This window comes from Nonomuraea sp. MTCD27, from assembly GCF_041950495.1.
In the GTDB taxonomy this organism is placed as follows: Bacteria; Actinomycetota; Actinomycetes; order Streptosporangiales; family Streptosporangiaceae; genus Nonomuraea.
The window spans coordinates 78,971-95,297 of sequence record NZ_JBGNUW010000025.1; the positions used below are offsets into that span (position 1 = coordinate 78,971).

The following is a 16,327-nucleotide window of genomic DNA, read 5'->3' on the forward strand; positions in this document are numbered from 1 at the left end:
TGTGTTCTGGAGCGCCGGGTGATCCGCGTGCAGCCGAGGTAGCCGGCCAGGATGGACAGCAGGGTGGTTCCGCCGGGAGGTCGTCGTCCCGGTGACGGGCACTCCCACGAGGCCAGGGTGGTGGCGGAGGAGCAGCTCGCCGCGCTCGGGACGGATCTGGCGGCCCGCCCGCCTGGACCTGTAGCCGGCCGGCCGGCCATCATGCCCGGTCATGCCCGGTCATGCCCGGTCATTGTCGGGCAGCCGCTGGTGGTCGGGGTTGGGCTCGGGCGCGGTGACGGCCGAAGCGGGCAGGTGGGCGGACAGGCGCAGCATGCCCACGCCGGCCAGGCCCAGCAGGGCGGCCAGCGCTACCCACAACAGGGCCGGGGAGACGGCGATCAGACCGGCGAAGCCGGCCGGGGCGATGACCTGGCCCACCGACCAGGTCATCTGGTGGACGGCCAGGTAGCGCCCGCGCAGCGCGGCGGGAGCGGTGCCGGCGGCCAGGGAGGCACTCGGGGTCGCGTGGAGCAGCTCGGCGAGGGTGAAGACGAGGGTGGCGGTCACCAGGGCGGCGATCATGGGGATGCCGGCGGGGAGGAACGCGGCGGCGGCGTACAGGGCGCAGGCGAGGACGAACACGCCGCCGGCCAGTGCCATCGCGTGGGTCCGGCGGGCGTGCCGCTGCATGCGGCGCACCGGGAGTTGCCCGGCCGCCACGAGCAGCGTGTTGATCGTGTAGAGGATGCCCAGCAGGGCAGGCGGGGCGCCGAGCGCCGAGACGGCGTACAGCGGGAGCCCCACCGAGAGGATCAGGCGGGTCAGGGTGAACGCCTGCTCGACCGCCACCAGGCCCATGAACGGCCGGTCGGTCAGGACCTGCCGGTAACCGCCCGGCCTGTCCCCCTTGCGGCGCGCGCCCACGACCCGGCCGCCGGGCAGGAGCAGGCAGGCGGCGGACACGACGAAGCTGGCCGCGTTGAGCACGGCGATCAGCGTGAACCCGATCCCGCCCGCCAGTGACAGGGCCGAGGCCGACAGCAGGCCGCCCAGGCCGAAGGCGACGTTGCGGGCCGTGGCCTGCATCGCGTACAGCCGGTCCCGGCCGCCGCCCTCGGTGAGCGCCGCCACGTAGCTGCCCGAGGCGGGGTAGAAGGCACGGTCCCCGGCCGAGATGACGGCGGCGATCGCGACGAGCGGGCCGAAGGCGTCCACCAGGGGGTAGAGGGCGAAGCCGAGCGCGCGGATCACATACGTGCCGACCAGCACGGTACGCGCGTCGAACCGGTCGATGAGCACCCCGGCCAGTGGGTTCGCCGCCAGGCCGAGCGTGGCCGCCAGGGTCACCCCGAGTCCGACCGTGGTGGCGGGCAGTCCGGTCACCTGCTGGATGAACAGCAGGGTCAGCGGGACGTACAGGCCATTGCCGAGGGCGTCGACGAACATGCCGACGAGGAAGGGCCGCACGGCCGGGTTGCGGGGTGGAGAGGGGGAACGCACGCCGAGCAGTGTGCCTGACCGGCGGGTACGCGCGGATCGGCCGTTGGTCCTACGACCCATGGTCTCGCGTGCTCACCTGGAGCGCGTCCTGCCTTCGCTACTCGGGGCCGGCGGCCACACGCGCACCATGACCACGGTCTCCGGGGCAGAAGCGCGGTGAACTCCTCCAGCGCCACGCGTTCCTGGACCGGGTACGCGCCAGCCCCTCCCCGAAGGCCACCGGCGGGAGGGCGATCTCATGCAGGAGAACACTGCAGGGCCGACGGCGCCCGGCGCGGGCCGGGCGCCGGGCCGCCTATTCGTCCTCGGCGAACACCACCTCACGGCGCCGGCGGATCGTCGGCAGGACGGCGACGACGAGCGCCGCCACGGCCAGGGCCAGGAGCGCCGCGGAGATCGGCCGGGTCAGGAAGACCGACGGGTCGCCGCGGGAGATGATGAGCGCCCGCCGCAGGTTCTCCTCCAGCAGGGGCCCGAGGACGAAGCCGAGCAGCAGCGGCGCCGGCTCGCAGCCGCACTTGATCAGGATGTAGCCCAGGACCCCGAAGAAGACGATCGCGTAGACGTCGTACGCGTTGAACCCCAGCGAGTACGTCCCGATCGACGCGAACAGGATGATCATCGGGAACAGCACCTGGTACGGGATCCGCAGCATGCGCACCCAGACCCCGATCAGCGGCAGGTTCAGCAGCACCAGCAGCACGTTCCCGATCCACATCGACGCGATCAGGCCCCAGAACAGCTCCGGCTCGTCGGTGAGGACGTTCGGGCCGGGGGTGATGCCGTGGACGATGAACGCGCCGACCATCAGCGCCATGACCGGGTGGGCGGGCAGGCCCAGGGTGAGCAGCGGGATGAACGACGTCTGCGCGGCGGCGTTGTTCGCCGACTCGGGGCCGGCGACGCCCTCGATCGCGCCGTGCCCGAACTCCTGCCGCCGCTTCGAGATCCGCTTCTCCACGGCGTAGGAGGTGAACGAGGCCAGCACGTGGCCGCCGCCGGGCAGCACGCCGAGCGCGGCGCCCAGACCGGTGCCCCGCAGGATCGGGCCGACCATCCGGCGCCGGTCCTCGCGGGTCGGCCAGAGGTTCGTCACCCTGCCGACGATCGCCGTGCGGGTGTGCTCGTTCTCCAGGTTGCGCAGGATCTCGGCCACCCCGAACATGCCCACGGCGACCGAGACGAAGTCGATGCCGCCGTACAGCTCGCGCTGGTCGAACACGAACCGGGGAGTGCCGGTGTAGAGGTCCTGGCCGACCGTGCCGAGCAGCACGCCGAGGGCGATCATCGCCAGGGCCTTGAGCGCCGTGCCACGGGCCAGCGCGATCGACACGATGAGGCCGAACAGCACCAGCGCGAAGTACTCGGCCGGGCCGAACCGCAACGCGATGCGGGCCAGCGGCGGGGCCGCGACGGCCAGCGCGACGGTGGCCACCGTGCCGGCGATGAAGGACCCGATCGCGGCGGCGGCCAGCGCCGCGCCGGCCCGGCCCTGCCGGGCCATCTCGTGCCCGTCCAGCGCGGTGACCGCCGCCGACGACTCACCGGGCAGGTTGATCAGGATGGCGGTCGTCGAGCCGCCGTACTGCGCGCCGTAGTAGATGCCGGCCAGCATGATCAGCGCCGTCACCGGCTCGAAGCTGAACGTGATCGGCAGCAGCATCGCCACCGTCGCCGTCGGCCCGATGCCGGGCAGCACGCCGACCATCGTGCCGAGCAGCACTCCCACGAAGCAGTAGAGGACGTTCTGGACCAGGAGGGCGGTGGAGAAGCCCAGGGCGAGGTTGTCGAGAAGTTCCATGCCTCATTCCGGATGCCGCGTCAGAACCCCAGCCACGGGCCCCATAGCGGGATCCGCAGCTGAAGTCCGACGACGAAGATGAGCGTGGCGGCCACGGTCAGCCCGGCCGCCACGGACACGGCCGCCAGCGGCCGGACGCGCGTGCTGGCCAGCGTGGTGAGCAGGGCGGTCACGGCCGACGCCGGTACGAACCCGAGGCCCCGTACGGTGAATCCGAAGAACAGGACGGCGAGCACGATGACGGCGACCGCGCGCCAGGGGATCGGCCCGAACGCGATCACCTCGCCCGCGATGAGCCCCTTGACCACGATCGCCAGGCCCAGGGCGGCCACGATCGCGCCGACCAGCAGCGGGAAGGCGCCGGGGCCCATCCGCAGCGGGGTGCCCAGCTCGTAGCCGAGCGACCCCGCCACGAACGCGCCACCGATCAGGATGAAGATCGCCCCGGCGAGGACGTCCGGGAACGACCGGCGGCGCTCCACCTCAGGAGGCCTTGACGCCGGCGTCGGCGATGACCTTCGCCCAGGTGCCGAGCTGCTCCTCGAGCTTGGCCCGGTGCGCCTGCGGGGTCGCGCTCTCGGCCGGGACCGGCGCGGTGCCGAGCTTGGCCATCTGGTCGATTACCTTCTGGTCGGCCAGCGCCGTCTTCAGCGCCTCGGTCAGCTTCTGGACGACGTCCGGCGGCGTGCCCTTCGGGACGTAGAGACCGTGCCACACGCTGACCTGGAGCTTGGGCAGCCCGGCCTCGGTCGTGGTGGGCAGGTCGGGCAGGCTCTTCACCCGCTCCGGCGTGGTGACCGCGTACGCCTTCACCTCGCCCGCGGCGATCTGGCCGCTGGTGTTGGTGGTCTGGTCGCACATGAAGTCGACCTGGCCGCCGACGAGGTCGGTGAGCGCGGGGCCGGTGCCTTCGTAGGGGACCTCCTGGAGCTTGACGCCGGCGGCGGTCTGGAACAGCAGGCCGCACAGGTGGGAGGCGGCGCCGATGCCGGCGTTGGCCAGCGTGACCTTGCCGGCGTTCGCCTTCACGTAGGTGACGAGGTCCTGGAGCGTCTTGGGCTCGAAGTCCTTGCGGGCGACGATCGTCATCGGCACCTCGGTGACGAGCCCGACCATGTCGAAGCTCTCGAGCGGCTTGTAGCCCAGGTTCTGGTAGAGGGCGGGCGCCGTGGACATGCCGATGTGGTGCATGAGCACGGTGTAGCCGTTGGGCTCGGCCCGCGCGACCTCGCCGGCGCCGACGGTGCCGCCCGCGCCCTCGACGTTCTGGACGACGATCTTGCCGCCGAGCTTGGCGGCCATCGGTTCGGCGATCATGCGGGTGACGGTGTCCGTCGGGCCGCCCGCGCTGAACGGCACGACGAACGTGATGTTCTGCTCCGGATAGCCGCCGCCGGCCGGGGTGCCGCCACCTGCGGGGGCGCCGCCACCGTTGCCGGCACAGGCGGCGGCGAGCGAAACAACGCCGATCGCGGTGATCATCCGCGCAGCGGCCCGGTACCTGCTGGTCGTGGTCATGTCGCGGCCTCCTCGTCATCACATTCGCATTCGTCGGTGAGTGCGCGGCCTCAGTCTGGGCTGACAGGGACGCGGATGGTGTCAGAGGAATCCCAAGGAATGCGCCGGATGTCAGAGAAATCCCAAGAAGTGAAGGGCTAACACGAGGATCGGTCCGGGCCGTACAATCCGGTATGCGGATCACCATCATCGAGGATGACGACCGCGTGGCGCGGGGTCTGGTGACCGTCCTGGCACAGGCGGGTTTCGAGGTCCACCGCCTCGCCACCGCCGCGGAGGCGGTGCGGGCCGCGCCCTCCGACGTGGTCCTCGTCGACCTGGGGCTGCCCGACGGCGACGGGCTCGACGTGATCCGCAGGCTGCGCGACCGCCCGGAGACCGCCGTCATCGCCGTGACGGCCCGCTCGGAGGAGCACGAGCGCGTACGCGGCCTACGCGCCGGCGCCGACGACTACATCGTCAAGCCGTTCGGCATCCCGGAGCTGCTGGCCCGGATCGACGCCGTCCTGCGGCGCACCCGCGTGGCCCGCGCCCTGAGCCACCCCGACGAGCCCCTAGTCCTCGGCCCTATGCGGATCGGCGTCGGCACCCGCGAGGTCACCGTCGACGGCACCCCCGTGACGCTCACCCGCAAGGAGTTCGAGCTGCTCCTGCTGCTGGCCCGGCGGGCGCCGAACGTCGTCAGCCGCGACGTCATCCTCGACCAGATCTGGGGCGCGACCTGGGAGTCCTCCAGCCGCACCCTGGACACCCACATCGCGGCGTTACGGAACAAGATCGGACCGGCCGTGCTCATCCGCACGATCCACGGGGTCGGCTATCGGCTCCTGGCCGACCGGCCGGAGCTGATCGGCTGACCCGCCGTGCACCGCCGCCTGCTCGTCGTCCTGGTGCCCCTCGCGGTGCTGCTCGTCGCGGCGCTCGGGGTGCCGCTCAGCGTCACCGTGGCCGAGCGGGAGATGCAGGAGACGTACGTCGACCGGCTCAACGACGTGGGCCGGTTCGCGTCGCTGGCCGAGACCGCGCTGACGACCGGGCGGACCGAGGCGCTGCAGCAGGAGCTGGCGCGCTACCACGACCTGTACGGCATCCCGGTCGCGGTGATCGACACCTCCGGCGCGGTGCTGCTCGGGCCGACGCGCGCCTACCAGGAGGCGGCGCGCGGCGAGCCGGCGCTGCCCCGGATCGTGACGGCGGCGCTGGCCGGGGCGCGCCCCGAACCGTCCGGGGAATGGGCGCCGTGGGACGGCTCCGCGCTCGTGGTCGCCGAGCCGGTGGGCCGTGACAGCGAGGTCATCGGCGCCGTCGTGACGATCTCCGACCTGTCGAAGACGCGCCACCGCATCCTCCTGCGGTGGGCCCAGCTCGCCGGGCTGGGGCTGCTGCCGCTGGTCGCGCTGGTGGCCGTCGCCTGGCCGGTGTCGGCGTGGGTGCTGCGACCGGTGCGGGAGCTGGACGCGGCGAGCTCGCGGATCTCCCAGGGCGACCTCACCATCCGGGCGGACGCCGAGGCCGGCCCGGTCGAGCTGCGGCGGCTGGCGGAGTCGTTCAACACCATGATGGACGCGGTCGAGAACGCCGTGCAGCGGCAGCGGGCCTTCGTGTCCGACGCCTCGCACCAGTTGCGCAACCCGCTGACCAGCCTCCGGCTCGCGGTGGAGAGCCTGGAACCGCATCTGCGCGCGGCGGGGAACGGGCGGCAGGTGTTCGACGTGGCGGTGGACGAGCTGAAGGCGATGCAGCGGTTGCTGAACTCGCTGCAGGCCAGCGCGCGGATGGAGAGCATCCGCACGGCGTCGCCGGTGGACCTCGACGCGGTGCTGGCGACGCGGGTGGACCGGTGGCGGGCGTTGACGGCGACGGCGGGGCAGACGCTGACGGTCGACGTGCCGCCGGGGTTGCGGCTGCTGGAGCCGACGGGCGGGCTGGGCAGCATCCTGGACGAGCTGATCAGCAACGCGTTACGGCTGTCGGACGCGCAGGTGGTGGCGGTGACCGCCCGCGTCCTCACCCATGGCGCGGAGGCCGAGCCCGCTCCCGGGGGCGTGGTCACGATCGCGGTCCGTGACGACGGCCAGGGGATCGACGCGTCCGAGCGGGCCCAGGCGCTGGGCCGGTTCTGGCGCTCGCCGCGGCACCAGAACGTGTCCGGGACCGGCCTGGGCCTGGCGATCTGCGCCGACCTGGTCGGGGCCGCCGGCGGCGAGCTGCGGCTGGAGGAGGGCCTGCCGCGTCCGGACGGGTCCGGGTACGGATTCGCCGCGGTCGTCGCCCTGCCGGTCGTGCCCCACGTGACGTCGTCGCCCGGCACGCCGGCTCCGACGCCGTCCTGACTTCCGGCGCCCGGGTCAGCGCTTGCGGTCACGGAACCACGCGGCCGCGCCCGGGTCAGCGCTTGCGGTCGCGGAACCAGGCGGCCGCGCCCGGGTGGAGCGGGATCGACGCGGTGGCGATCCCGGTACGCACGTTGATCTGCCACGCTTCGGGAACGGCCTCGGGACCGGCCTCGGCCTCGTCACGGCCGCCGGAGGTGATCGTGCCGGCGTGCGTGAAGATCGTGTCAGTGATGGCGTGGACCAGGTCGTCGGGCAGGTCGTTGCGCGCGAGCAGCACGTTCGGCACGGCGATGGTGCGGGTGGCCGGGGCGCCGGCGTAGGCGGTCGCGGGGATCATGGCCGGGGTGTAGGGGCCCGGGAACGCGGCGAAGAGCGCGTCCGCCTGCGCCTCCAGCGGGATCAGCCGGATCGGGTGCCGCTGCGCCAGCTCCGTGATGGCGGGCGTCGGAACGCCGGTCAGGGAGAACATCGCGTCGATCTCGCCGTCGCGCAGCGCCGCCGCCGACGCGGCCTGGCTGAGGTATCGTCCGTCGGCGTCCACGACGCCGAGCTGAAGAACCCGCATCGAGGTGAACTCGGTGCCGGAGTCGCGGGCGCCCAGGGAGATGCGCTTGCCCTCCAGGTCCCGTAACTCGTCGATCGCCGAACCGGCCATGACCACGAGGTGCAGGTGGCTGTCGTACAGCCGGCAGATCGCCGAGAGGCCCTCGGGCGCGCTGCCGTCGGTGGTGATCAGCGCGTCCAGGCTCGTCAGCCCGAGATGCACCTCACCGGCCCGCAACATCCGGATGTTGTCGGTGGACGCCCCGCTGGGCACGGTGCTCACCGTGGCGCCCGGCACCTGCCCGGAGATGTGCTCGGCCAGCGAACCGCCGATGCGCCGGTACACCGCCCCGGCCGGCCCGGTGGCCAGCCGCAGCCGCACCTGGTCGACCTCCGGCCGCCGGGAGCAACCCGCGAGCAGCCCGCCCGCGGCCAGCAGCACCGCCCGCCGGCTGAGCCGCGGCTCCACGCCCATCATGACCGTTCGAGCTCGTGCCGGTACGCGTCCAGGACGAGGCCGTGGAAATGATGGACCGCGTGCTCCGACAACCCGGACCCCTCGGGGTCATAGACGATCTTCCCCTGGGTGAACGCCGGGGTGCGCATCCCGCGCTGCACGCTCTCCACCAGGGCGATGTCCTCCACCTGGAGCACCTCGTCGATGTAGCGGATGCTGTCGAGCTCGGCCGCGTCGGGCTCCGCGGTCTCCAGGTAGAAGTCCCAGGTCTCGCGCGTCCGCTCCGGACCGTCGGGGATGATCTGCAGCACCATGAAGTTCCCGCGGCCGGGATAGCGCAGCAGGCAGGTGTTGGGCCACAGCCACCACACCGCGTGCTCGGTGACCGTCGCGCCCGACACGTCGTAGGCGGAGTTCTCCGCCCGGCCCGCCTGGGCCATGTGGCTGGAGTAGATCCCGTACGTGGTGACGCGATAGGTGCTCATGTCGACCAGCGACACGAAGTCCTTGTGGGCCACGTGGCAGTGGTAGCACTCCAGGAAGTTGTCGACGACGTTCTTCCAGTTGGCGGCGATGTCGTAGGTGAGCCGGCGAGCCAGGGTCAGCTTGGCCACGTCCGGCGCCCGCGCCCCGATCTCCGCCTCCAGGCCCCCGGCCTGCGCGGACAGCGGAGCCGCCGCGGGGTCGAGGTTGACGTAGACCATGCCGCCGAACTCGGTGACCTGGATCCGGTCCAGGCACACGGCGGAGGCGTCGAAGCCGGGCATGCCGCCGGTGTTGCGCGCCCGCCGCAACCGGCCGGTCAGGTCGAAGCTCCAGGCGTGGTACGGGCACACGATGCCGCGCCGGACACCGGAGCCGGACAGCAGCTCATGCGCCCGGTGCTTACACACGTTGTAGAACGCCCGCAGCGTCCCGGCCTCGTCCCGGATGGCGACGATCGGCATGCCGGCCACCGTGCCGGTCACGTAGCCTCCCGGCTCGCGCAGCTTCTCCACGTGGCACAGCCACTGCCACGTGCGCGCGAAGATCGCCCGTTGGTCGACGCCGAACCACGCCGGATCCGTGTAGGCATCGGCGTGCAGGGACATCGACAGCGCGGGATCCGGGTGGTATCCGGCTGAGATGCGATCGATGGCGGGGGTCGAATCCGGTGTCACCGTACCTCCGAGCGAGACGGCACCGAGGTCCTGCGAACGAGACTAGTGATCGGTGCGGTGCCGGCTCAAGCCCGGCCGGCGCGCGGGACATGCGGTCAACGCGGGCGCAGGAGGTCGTCGGCGGCCCCGGTCAGCATCGTCGGCTCCAGCCGCGCGAGCACGCCCAGGGACGTGGTCCACGCCTCGGTGCCGAGTATCTCGGCGGCCAGGCGGCGGGCGCCGGCCGGCTCCGCGCGCGTGGCGATGCCGGCCAACGCCCGCGCCCGGGTGGGCACATCGGGGATCGTCCGGGCGGCCGCCTCGGCCCCGTCGTGGTCGCCGGCCGCGGCCAGCGCCTGCGCGTACATCGTGAGCAGCTCGGCCCGGTGGTCGGGGTCGGCGAGGTCGAGGATGGCGGCCATGGCCCGGCCCGCGAGGCGGCCGGCTCGGGCAGGGTCGTCCCGCATGAGGTCGAGCAGCAGCGCGGCGCGGCTCTCGGCGCTGATGTGGCGGGTGAAGGCGGCGGCCCGTTCGAGGTCCCCGCCGGCCGCGGCGGCCCTGGCGGCGCCGGTCAGCGCCCGGTCCCGCTCGTACGGGTCGGTGACGGCGCCGGCGATCCGCACGGCGGCGTCGGTGTGTCCCCGTGCGGCGGCGGCCCGCGCCAGCGCCGCCAGCGCCCGCGCCCGCTGATCGGGGTGGACGATCCGCCACGGCGACACCACCGCCGAACCGGCACCGGGCCCGGCCGCGCCCTCCGGGTCGAGGCCGATCCGCGCGAGGAGCGTCGCCTGACAGGTGGTGGTGGCGAGGGCCTCCATCAGGTCGACTTGCAGGCAGGCCCGCTGGTAGGCGTCGGCGACGGAGCCGAGGGCCGACTCGGCCCTCGCCGCGAGGCGGTTCGCCTCCTGCGGGCTCCCGCAGGCGGCGAGCGCCGCCGTCAGCTCGATCAGGGCGCGGGCCATGCGGGGCGGGCCTTCGACGAGCTCTATGGCCGCTTCCACCCGCGCCGTCAACCGGCCGGTCAGCGTGTGCTCCCCGCTGGTGGCGACCACCCGGACGAGCGCCGTCAGCGACCTGGCCCGCTGGTCGGGCTCGATGATCCAGCGCGTCATTTGCTCGGCTTGCCAGGCGAGTTCGCCCGTCCAGTAGGCGTCCCCGGAGCGGACCGCCGCGCGTACGATCTCGATCAGCGCGTCGACCCGCTGCTCCGTCGAGGAGATGGAGCGGGTGGCGGCCACGCCGTGCGACACCACTGCGCGGACGATCTGCTGGTCGCCGCGGGCGAGCACCAGGTTCAGCAACGCCGTGAGCGCCTGTGCCTGCGCCTGCGGATCGGCGAACCAGCGCGTGACCGCGAGGGCCCGCTCGGTCGCGCCCTTCTCCGCCAGCGCCTGCATGAGCGCGCTCAGCATCTCGGCCTGCTGCTGGGGGTCGACCAGGGAACGGGCCAGCTTCTCGGCCTCCTCGGCCAGCCGCTCCGGCGTGCCACCGTCGCCGGCCCCGGCACCGTCGGCGGGGCGGTCGCCGGTGTCCGCCCTGAGCAGCTCGATGAGGGCGCGCCCGCGGCTCCGCGCGGTCGCGATGCGCAGAGCGATCTCTTCGGCCAGGGCGAGATCTCCGCCGCGAGCCGTGGCAGCCGCCACTTCGGCGAGCAGCGCGTCCCTGGGCCGGACGGACGACGCGGACCCGGCGAGCGCGGCCGCACGGCGGAAGTCCCTCGTCGCCAGCGCGGCCCGGACAAGGGCTCGTTCGACGCGTTCCTTGGCGTGCCAGTCGGTCACCGCGATGGAACGCGCGACGGACTCGGCCCGCTCGGCCAGCCGCCGCGCGTGATCCCGCCGCCCGCCCAGGATCGCAGCGCCGGCGAGCTCGACCAGCAGCCGCGCCTGCCGGGCCCCGTCGGGGACGCCGGCGATCAGCTCCTCCGCCCGCTCCACTGTGCGCGGGTCCACCTGCCCCCCGGCGATGAGCTGCCGCATCAGGACGCCGGCCCGCGTGCCGGGATCGTGGACGGAGCCCAGCAGCGCTGCCGCGCGATCGTGGTCTCCGATGCGGGCCAGCGCGACCGCCAGGTCGGCCCGTTCCTCCTCCTGCAGCGGGGTGCCGGTGACGGCGGTGACGGCCTCGGCGCTGCCGGCGATCTTCCGTACCAGGTCGGCGGAGCACCGTCCGGCCGCCGCGACGGCCAGATCGGCCAGCTCCCGGGCTCGCCACTCCGCGCTGTTCGCGTTCACGGCCGGCGTCGTCGCGTAGCGATCCATGCTGGAGATGGTCACGGGCAGCTGCGTCCACTGCGCGCCGGGATCGACCTCGGCCAGCCGCATGGCCCGGTCCGCCAGCCCGTCCAGCCGGTCCCGGTCGTCGCCGGGTGCGGCGTGGAGCACCGCGACGAGGCTCGCCACGTGCAGGTGGAGGGAGGTGGCGCGCCGCGCGAACGCCTCGGCCGCCTCGATGTCACCGGTGGCGGACAGCGCCGCCGTGAGCCGTACCCACTCCTCGAACCGCCGGCCGTCGCCGAGGGCGGCCACGGCCGCCTCCGACTCCTCGACGATCAGTGGCAGCCGGCTTCGGCCGGCGCTCGCCACCAGGTCGACCAGGGCACGCGTCCGCCAGACCGGATCGGAGAGGGAACGGGCCAGCTTCTCCGCCCGGCCGAGGTCCCCGCTGGTGGCGACGGCCCGTACGAGCGCCAGCAGGGCCTGGGGCCGCCGGCTGGAGTCGTCGATGGCATGGACGAGCCGCTCCGCCCGGTCGAAGTCGCCGCTCGCGGCCACCGCCCCCACCAGCTGCACCATCGCCTGTGCCTGCCGGTAGGGGTCGGTCACCAGGTGGGCCGCGGCCTCGCCCTGCTGGGCCAGCCGGGCGGTGTCCTGCCCGCCCGCGGCGGCCCGCAGCAGCAGGCTGAACGCCTCCGCCTGCCGCCCCGGCTCGACGATGGAGCGGGCCAGCGCCTCGGCGCGCCTGAGGTCGCCGAGCCGTGCCCACAAGGCGGGCAGCCCGACCGGGAGATGGGCGTTGCGGGAGGTCAGCCGCTCGCGTGCCACGGCCAGCCGGAGCAGCGCGGCCAGGTCGGGCTCGGCGTCGCGCATGAGGTGCTGGACGGTGACGATCTCGGCCAGCGCCGCGGCGTCCCCGCCGGTGACGTCCAGCATGCGGTCGTGGCGTACCTGGTCCAGGGCGCAGGCGAGCATCAGGTCGTGGGCACCGATGGCCTGCAGGAGCAGGAAGTAGCCACGGAGCAGGTACTCGGGGGTGTCGGCGGGCCAGGCGTGCGTCCGGTAGCCATCGGCCCACTTGTGCAGGCGCTCCCGGTAGTCCGTCAGCCGGGCCGGGCCGAGGCACTCCACGGCCTTGCTCTGCAGCTCCTCGTGCGCCAGGACGTACACGTCCGGGCCGGTCCCCGGCTGCCAGCGGTTGGCGCGGCGCGCGAAGGTGCGGCCGGACACCGCCCGCATGTGCTGCTCGACCTCCCATTTGCCCCAGCCGGTGAGCTGGGCCAGGTCCTCGGCGCTGAGGCCGCCGCCGGCCGCTGCGACGAGGCCGAGCAGGTCCTGCTCCGCGGGCCGGCCGTGCAGGAGGCGCTTCAGCTCGCGTTCGGCGTCCGTCATGATCACCTGGGCGTGCGGGGAGATCTCCAGCCGGCGGACGATGGCGGCCTCCCGCAGCGGGTGGTTGTCCGGTACGTCGGATGGAACAGGTGGATGAGGACGCCCGGTGACCACGATCCGGACATTCGCCGGAGGCTGGACGGGCAGGAGCGCGGCGACGCTGTACGCGTCGGGGCCGACGGTCACCCCCAGATCCTCGTCCAGGCCGTCCACGACGAGCACCAGCCGCCGGCCTTGCCGCGCGCAGGCCGCGGCCGCGGCGTCCAGCATGTCCAGCAGGTGCGCCTCCTTCGTGGCCTCGGTCAGGAAGCCGGGCAGGGGCTCGCCCGCGACCGCGCTGAGCTGTTCGAGCACCACGTCCACGAACGCCATGCGATCGTTGTGGCCGGCGAACCGCGCGGTGATGAAGAAGGAGACGACCGTGACGGTGTCCGGGGAGTTGAGCGCGAACCAGGACATCAACGCTGACTTGCCGGCCCACGCCGGAGCCTGCCACCACAGGTAGGGCAACCCTCCGCCGGAGTGGCAGAACTCCGCGAGCTCGGCGAGCTCCGCGTCGCGGTCCAGGAGCCGCTCGGGAGCGATGCGCCGGACCTGCTGCCGGTAGGCGGACCGTGCCACCAGCGGGGCGCCCATGCTGATCCCGCCGTGCACCGATCCGGTGACGGCTACGCCGCCGGGGCCCGCCGTGGCCGCGCCGGTACGTTTCGTCGTGCTGTTGAGGCGGTCCATGTCGTCACCACGCGCGCCGTTGTCAGCGGCCGGCCGGTCAGCTCAAGCTGACCCCGCTGGTCGCCTTCCCGCCGGACGCCTCGGCGTCTCCGGTCCGGTTCACCTCCAGAACCCCGCCGGAGGCGGTGAGGGGACCGGTAAGACCGGAAACGGCGACGCCGCCCGCGCGTGCCGTCGCCTTTCCGGTGCCAGAAACGCGCACTCTCTTGGCGCTACTCGGCAATGCCGCCCAAACGGCCACACCGACCGCTGCGAGTCCCGCCGTAGCGGACACCGCTGTCGCGATTTTGTTGGCGTCTTCCCAGGTGAGAAGCACAAGAAAGATCGCAAATCCGGCCACGATCAGACATGTCACCAATAAGACCATACGTCGCAGTACCACCTCCCCATCCTCGCGTAGCAGACGGGAAAGAGCCTCGCGTTTCGCGAAATATGGCCTTCGCTCTGCTGATATTCGTCCCGCCCTCATCATGCGAAAGGGAGAGCGCCGAGGGTGCCGATCATGGCGGCCGGTGTGGCTGCTCGCTCCCTCAGCGCGGGCTTCTGAGGCGGACGGCTGATTGCAAACAGTTCTTCGCGAAGAAGTCTTTGCGAAGAACTGTTTGCGGTCTAGGATTCGAGGCATGACCGACCCCGACAAGAACGTCGTCGTCCTCGATGCCAAGGGGCTGCGGGCGCTGGCCCACCCCATCCGGGTGCAGCTCGTGGACCTGCTGCGCAAGCACGGCCCGTCCACCGCCACCCGCCTGGCCGAGCGCCTCGGCGTGAACTCCGGCACCGCCAGCTACCACCTGCGCAGGCTCGGCGCGGCCGGGTTCGTGGAGGAGGACGCCGAGCGGGGCAACGCGCGCGAACGCTGGTGGCGCTCGGTGCACCTGTCCACCCGGCTCAACGACGCGGAGCTGGCCGACCGGGAGCCCGAGGCGGTGCTGGCGTACATGCAGTCCATCGCCGCCCTGTACAACCTGCGCACCCAGCGGGCGGTGAACGAGATGCAGACCATGCCGGGGGAGTGGGGACGGGTGCTGGACCTCAGCTCGTTCGCGTTGCGCCTGACCCCGGAGGAGACGTGGCGGTTGCGTGAGGAGCTGGGCGAGGTGATCGCGCGCTACCGCCAGGACGTGCCCGGCGAGGCGGCGCCCGACGGCGCGGCGCGGGTCTCGCTCATCACGCAGGTCCTGCCGGAGCCGCAGGAGGAGCCGTGACCGGGCTCTCCTTACGGCCGATGGCCGGGGTGCTGGCGGCCATGGCGGTGGCGCTGACCGGGACCCGGGTTTCGGCCATCGCGCTGCCCTGGTTCGTGCTGGGCAGCACGGACAGCGCGATGTGGACGGGGGTGGTGGCGTTCGCCGAGATGGTCCCGTACGTGGTGGTCAGGGCCCTGACCGGGCCGCTGGTCGACCGGGCGGGGCCACGCCGGATCTCGTGGGCCGCCGACGTGCTGAGCGCCTCGGCCGCCGGTGCCGTCGTCCTGCTGCACGCGCTGGGCGCGCTGCCGATGGGCGCGCTGATCGCCCTGGTCGTGGTGATCGGCGCCGCTCGCGGGCCGGGCGACCTGGCCAAGGAGACCATGGTTCCCGAGGCGGCGGGGCACGCCGGCCTGCCGCTGGAGCGGGCCACCGGCCTGATGGGCGTCACGGAGCGGCTGGCGCAGATGGTGGGGCCGGCCGTCGGCGGCGCGCTGGTCGCGGTCATCGGGCCGCTGCCCAGCCTGGTTCTCAGCGCCGGCTGCTTCGCGCTCGGCTCCCTGGCGGTGGCGTGGGCGCTGCCGCGCGGCATGGGGCACCGCGCGGCGGCGTCCGAGGGGGAGGAGGAGGGCTACTGGCGGCGGCTGGGGCAGGGGCTGGCGTTCCTGCGCGGGCAGTCGCTGCTGCTCGCGCTGATGGCCGTGGTCGCCGTCACGAACCTGCTCGACACCGCCTTCAACCAGGTGCTCGCGCCGGTGTGGGCCAAGGAGTCCGGCCACGGGACCGTCCTGCTCGGGCTGAACAGCAGCGTGATGGGGCTGACGGCGGTCGGCGGCGGGCTGGTCGCGGCGGCGGTGGGGCATCGGATGCCGCGCCGGGTGGTGTTCTTCGCGGCGTTCCTGGTCGCCGGGCCGCCGAGGTTCCTGATCCTGGCCGGCGACCTGCCGGTGTGGGCGATCGTGGCGGTGTTCGCGGTGAGCGGGTTCGGCGGTGGGTTCCTGAACCCGATCCTGGGGGCGATCTCGTACGAGCGGGTGCCGCGCCACCTGCTGGGCCGGGTGGGCGGGCTGCAGACCTCGCTGTCCTGGGCAGGGGTCCCGCTGGGCGGGCTGCTGGCCGGGCTGGCGGTGACGGCGGCCGGGCTGGCGCCGGTGCTGCTGGCCTGCGGCGCCGCCTACGCCCTCACCACCGGCCTGGCCGCCGTGCGCCCCGAGTGGCGCGAGATGGACCGCCCGCGCCACCGCGCCGCCGCCCCGCCGCCAGGGGAAAGCGCCGGGACGGCGGGAGACTCCAGGACTGCGAGGACTCCCGGGACCGCGGTAGCCCCCGGGATGGGGAAGCCCCCGGGACCGCGGTAGCCCCCGGGGCAGCGGGTGGCTCTCGCGTGGCGGGCGCCCCCGACAGGGCGGTCGCCCCCCACAGGGCGGACGACTCTCATATGGCGGGCGGCCTCCAGGGGGCGGGCGGCTCTCACATGGCGGGCGGCCTCCACGGGACGGGCGGCTCTCACGGGGTGGGCGGTCC

12 protein-coding genes are annotated in these 16,327 nt (G+C 73.3%); 4 read left to right on the forward strand and 8 right to left on the reverse strand.

The features are described from left to right. Positions 1-219: 219 nt before the first annotated feature. The 4 genes from ACBJ59_RS50480 to ACBJ59_RS50495 form a co-directional block, all read right to left on the reverse strand. Positions 220-1,482, reverse strand: a complete 1,263-nt coding sequence (locus ACBJ59_RS50480) for an MFS transporter (protein ID WP_375117135.1) — start codon at positions 1,480-1,482, stop codon at positions 220-222. A 295-nt stretch (positions 1,483-1,777) separates the two neighbouring features. Further along, positions 1,778-3,283: a tripartite tricarboxylate transporter permease gene (locus ACBJ59_RS50485; protein WP_375117136.1), complete on the reverse strand. Its 1,506-nt coding sequence runs from the start codon at positions 3,281-3,283 to the stop codon at positions 1,778-1,780. Between the two features lie 20 nt (positions 3,284-3,303). After that, positions 3,304-3,765 carry a tripartite tricarboxylate transporter TctB family protein gene (locus tag ACBJ59_RS50490; RefSeq protein ID WP_375117137.1) on the reverse strand — a complete coding sequence of 154 codons (462 nt, stop codon included), beginning with the start codon at positions 3,763-3,765 and terminating at the stop codon, positions 3,304-3,306. A 1-nt stretch (position 3,766) separates the two neighbouring features. Then, positions 3,767-4,801, reverse strand: a complete 1,035-nt coding sequence (locus ACBJ59_RS50495) for a tripartite tricarboxylate transporter substrate-binding protein (RefSeq protein ID WP_375117138.1) — start codon at positions 4,799-4,801, stop codon at positions 3,767-3,769. Positions 4,802-4,974: 173 nt separating this feature from the next. On the opposite strand from ACBJ59_RS50495, the gene ACBJ59_RS50500 reads away from it, so the two are divergent. Together ACBJ59_RS50500 and ACBJ59_RS50505 are read left to right on the forward strand one after the other, a co-directional pair. Continuing rightward, positions 4,975-5,658, forward strand: a complete 684-nt coding sequence (locus tag ACBJ59_RS50500) for a response regulator transcription factor (RefSeq protein ID WP_375117139.1) — start codon at positions 4,975-4,977, stop codon at positions 5,656-5,658. 6 nt (positions 5,659-5,664) lie between these two features. Next, on the forward strand, positions 5,665-7,134 hold the full coding sequence (locus ACBJ59_RS50505) for an ATP-binding protein (protein ID WP_375117140.1): 1,470 nt from the start codon (positions 5,665-5,667) through the stop codon (positions 7,132-7,134). 55 nt (positions 7,135-7,189) lie between these two features. On the opposite strand, the gene ACBJ59_RS50510 is transcribed toward ACBJ59_RS50505, so the two are convergent. From ACBJ59_RS50510 to ACBJ59_RS50525, 4 genes are all read right to left on the reverse strand, one after another. After that, a complete protein-coding gene (locus tag ACBJ59_RS50510) occupies positions 7,190-8,158 on the reverse strand; it encodes a TAXI family TRAP transporter solute-binding subunit (RefSeq protein WP_375117141.1) in 969 nt (322 codons plus the stop codon). Then, positions 8,155-9,297 (reverse strand): SRPBCC family protein, encoded by a 1,143-nt coding sequence (locus tag ACBJ59_RS50515; protein ID WP_375117142.1) that lies wholly within the window; start codon positions 9,295-9,297, stop codon positions 8,155-8,157. Before ACBJ59_RS50515 ends, ACBJ59_RS50510 begins: the two co-directional genes overlap by 4 nt. A gap of 95 nt (positions 9,298-9,392) precedes the next feature. Continuing rightward, positions 9,393-13,616, reverse strand: coding sequence for a hypothetical protein (locus tag ACBJ59_RS50520; protein ID WP_375117143.1), 4,224 nt, complete (start codon positions 13,614-13,616; stop codon positions 9,393-9,395). A 37-nt stretch (positions 13,617-13,653) separates the two neighbouring features. Next, positions 13,654-13,971 (reverse strand): hypothetical protein, encoded by a 318-nt coding sequence (locus tag ACBJ59_RS50525; RefSeq protein WP_375117144.1) that lies wholly within the window; start codon positions 13,969-13,971, stop codon positions 13,654-13,656. A gap of 268 nt (positions 13,972-14,239) precedes the next feature. On the opposite strand from ACBJ59_RS50525, the gene ACBJ59_RS50530 reads away from it, so the two are divergent. Both ACBJ59_RS50530 and ACBJ59_RS50535 read left to right on the forward strand, forming a co-directional pair. Then, the gene (locus tag ACBJ59_RS50530; protein WP_375117145.1) at positions 14,240-14,821 is read left to right on the forward strand and encodes an ArsR/SmtB family transcription factor; all 582 of its coding nucleotides are present in this window, start codon (positions 14,240-14,242) and stop codon (positions 14,819-14,821) included. Further along, positions 14,818-16,161 (forward strand): MFS transporter, encoded by a 1,344-nt coding sequence (locus tag ACBJ59_RS50535; protein WP_375117146.1) that lies wholly within the window; start codon positions 14,818-14,820, stop codon positions 16,159-16,161. The genes ACBJ59_RS50530 and ACBJ59_RS50535 overlap by 4 nt, the downstream gene beginning before the upstream one ends. Positions 16,162-16,327: the final 166 nt, after the last annotated feature.

Coding starts and splice junctions, on each gene's coding strand:
- ACBJ59_RS50530 (WP_375117145.1), top strand. CDS start 14,240: ATGACCGACCCCGACAAGAACGTCGTCGTCCTCGATGCCAAGGGGCTG.
- ACBJ59_RS50520 (WP_375117143.1), bottom strand. CDS start 13,616: ATGGACCGCCTCAACAGCACGACGAAACGTACCGGCGCGGCCACGGCG.
- ACBJ59_RS50510 (WP_375117141.1), bottom strand. CDS start 8,158: ATGATGGGCGTGGAGCCGCGGCTCAGCCGGCGGGCGGTGCTGCTGGCC.
- ACBJ59_RS50500 (WP_375117139.1), top strand. CDS start 4,975: ATGCGGATCACCATCATCGAGGATGACGACCGCGTGGCGCGGGGTCTG.
- ACBJ59_RS50495 (WP_375117138.1), bottom strand. CDS start 4,801: ATGACCACGACCAGCAGGTACCGGGCCGCTGCGCGGATGATCACCGCG.
- ACBJ59_RS50485 (WP_375117136.1), bottom strand. CDS start 3,283: ATGGAACTTCTCGACAACCTCGCCCTGGGCTTCTCCACCGCCCTCCTG.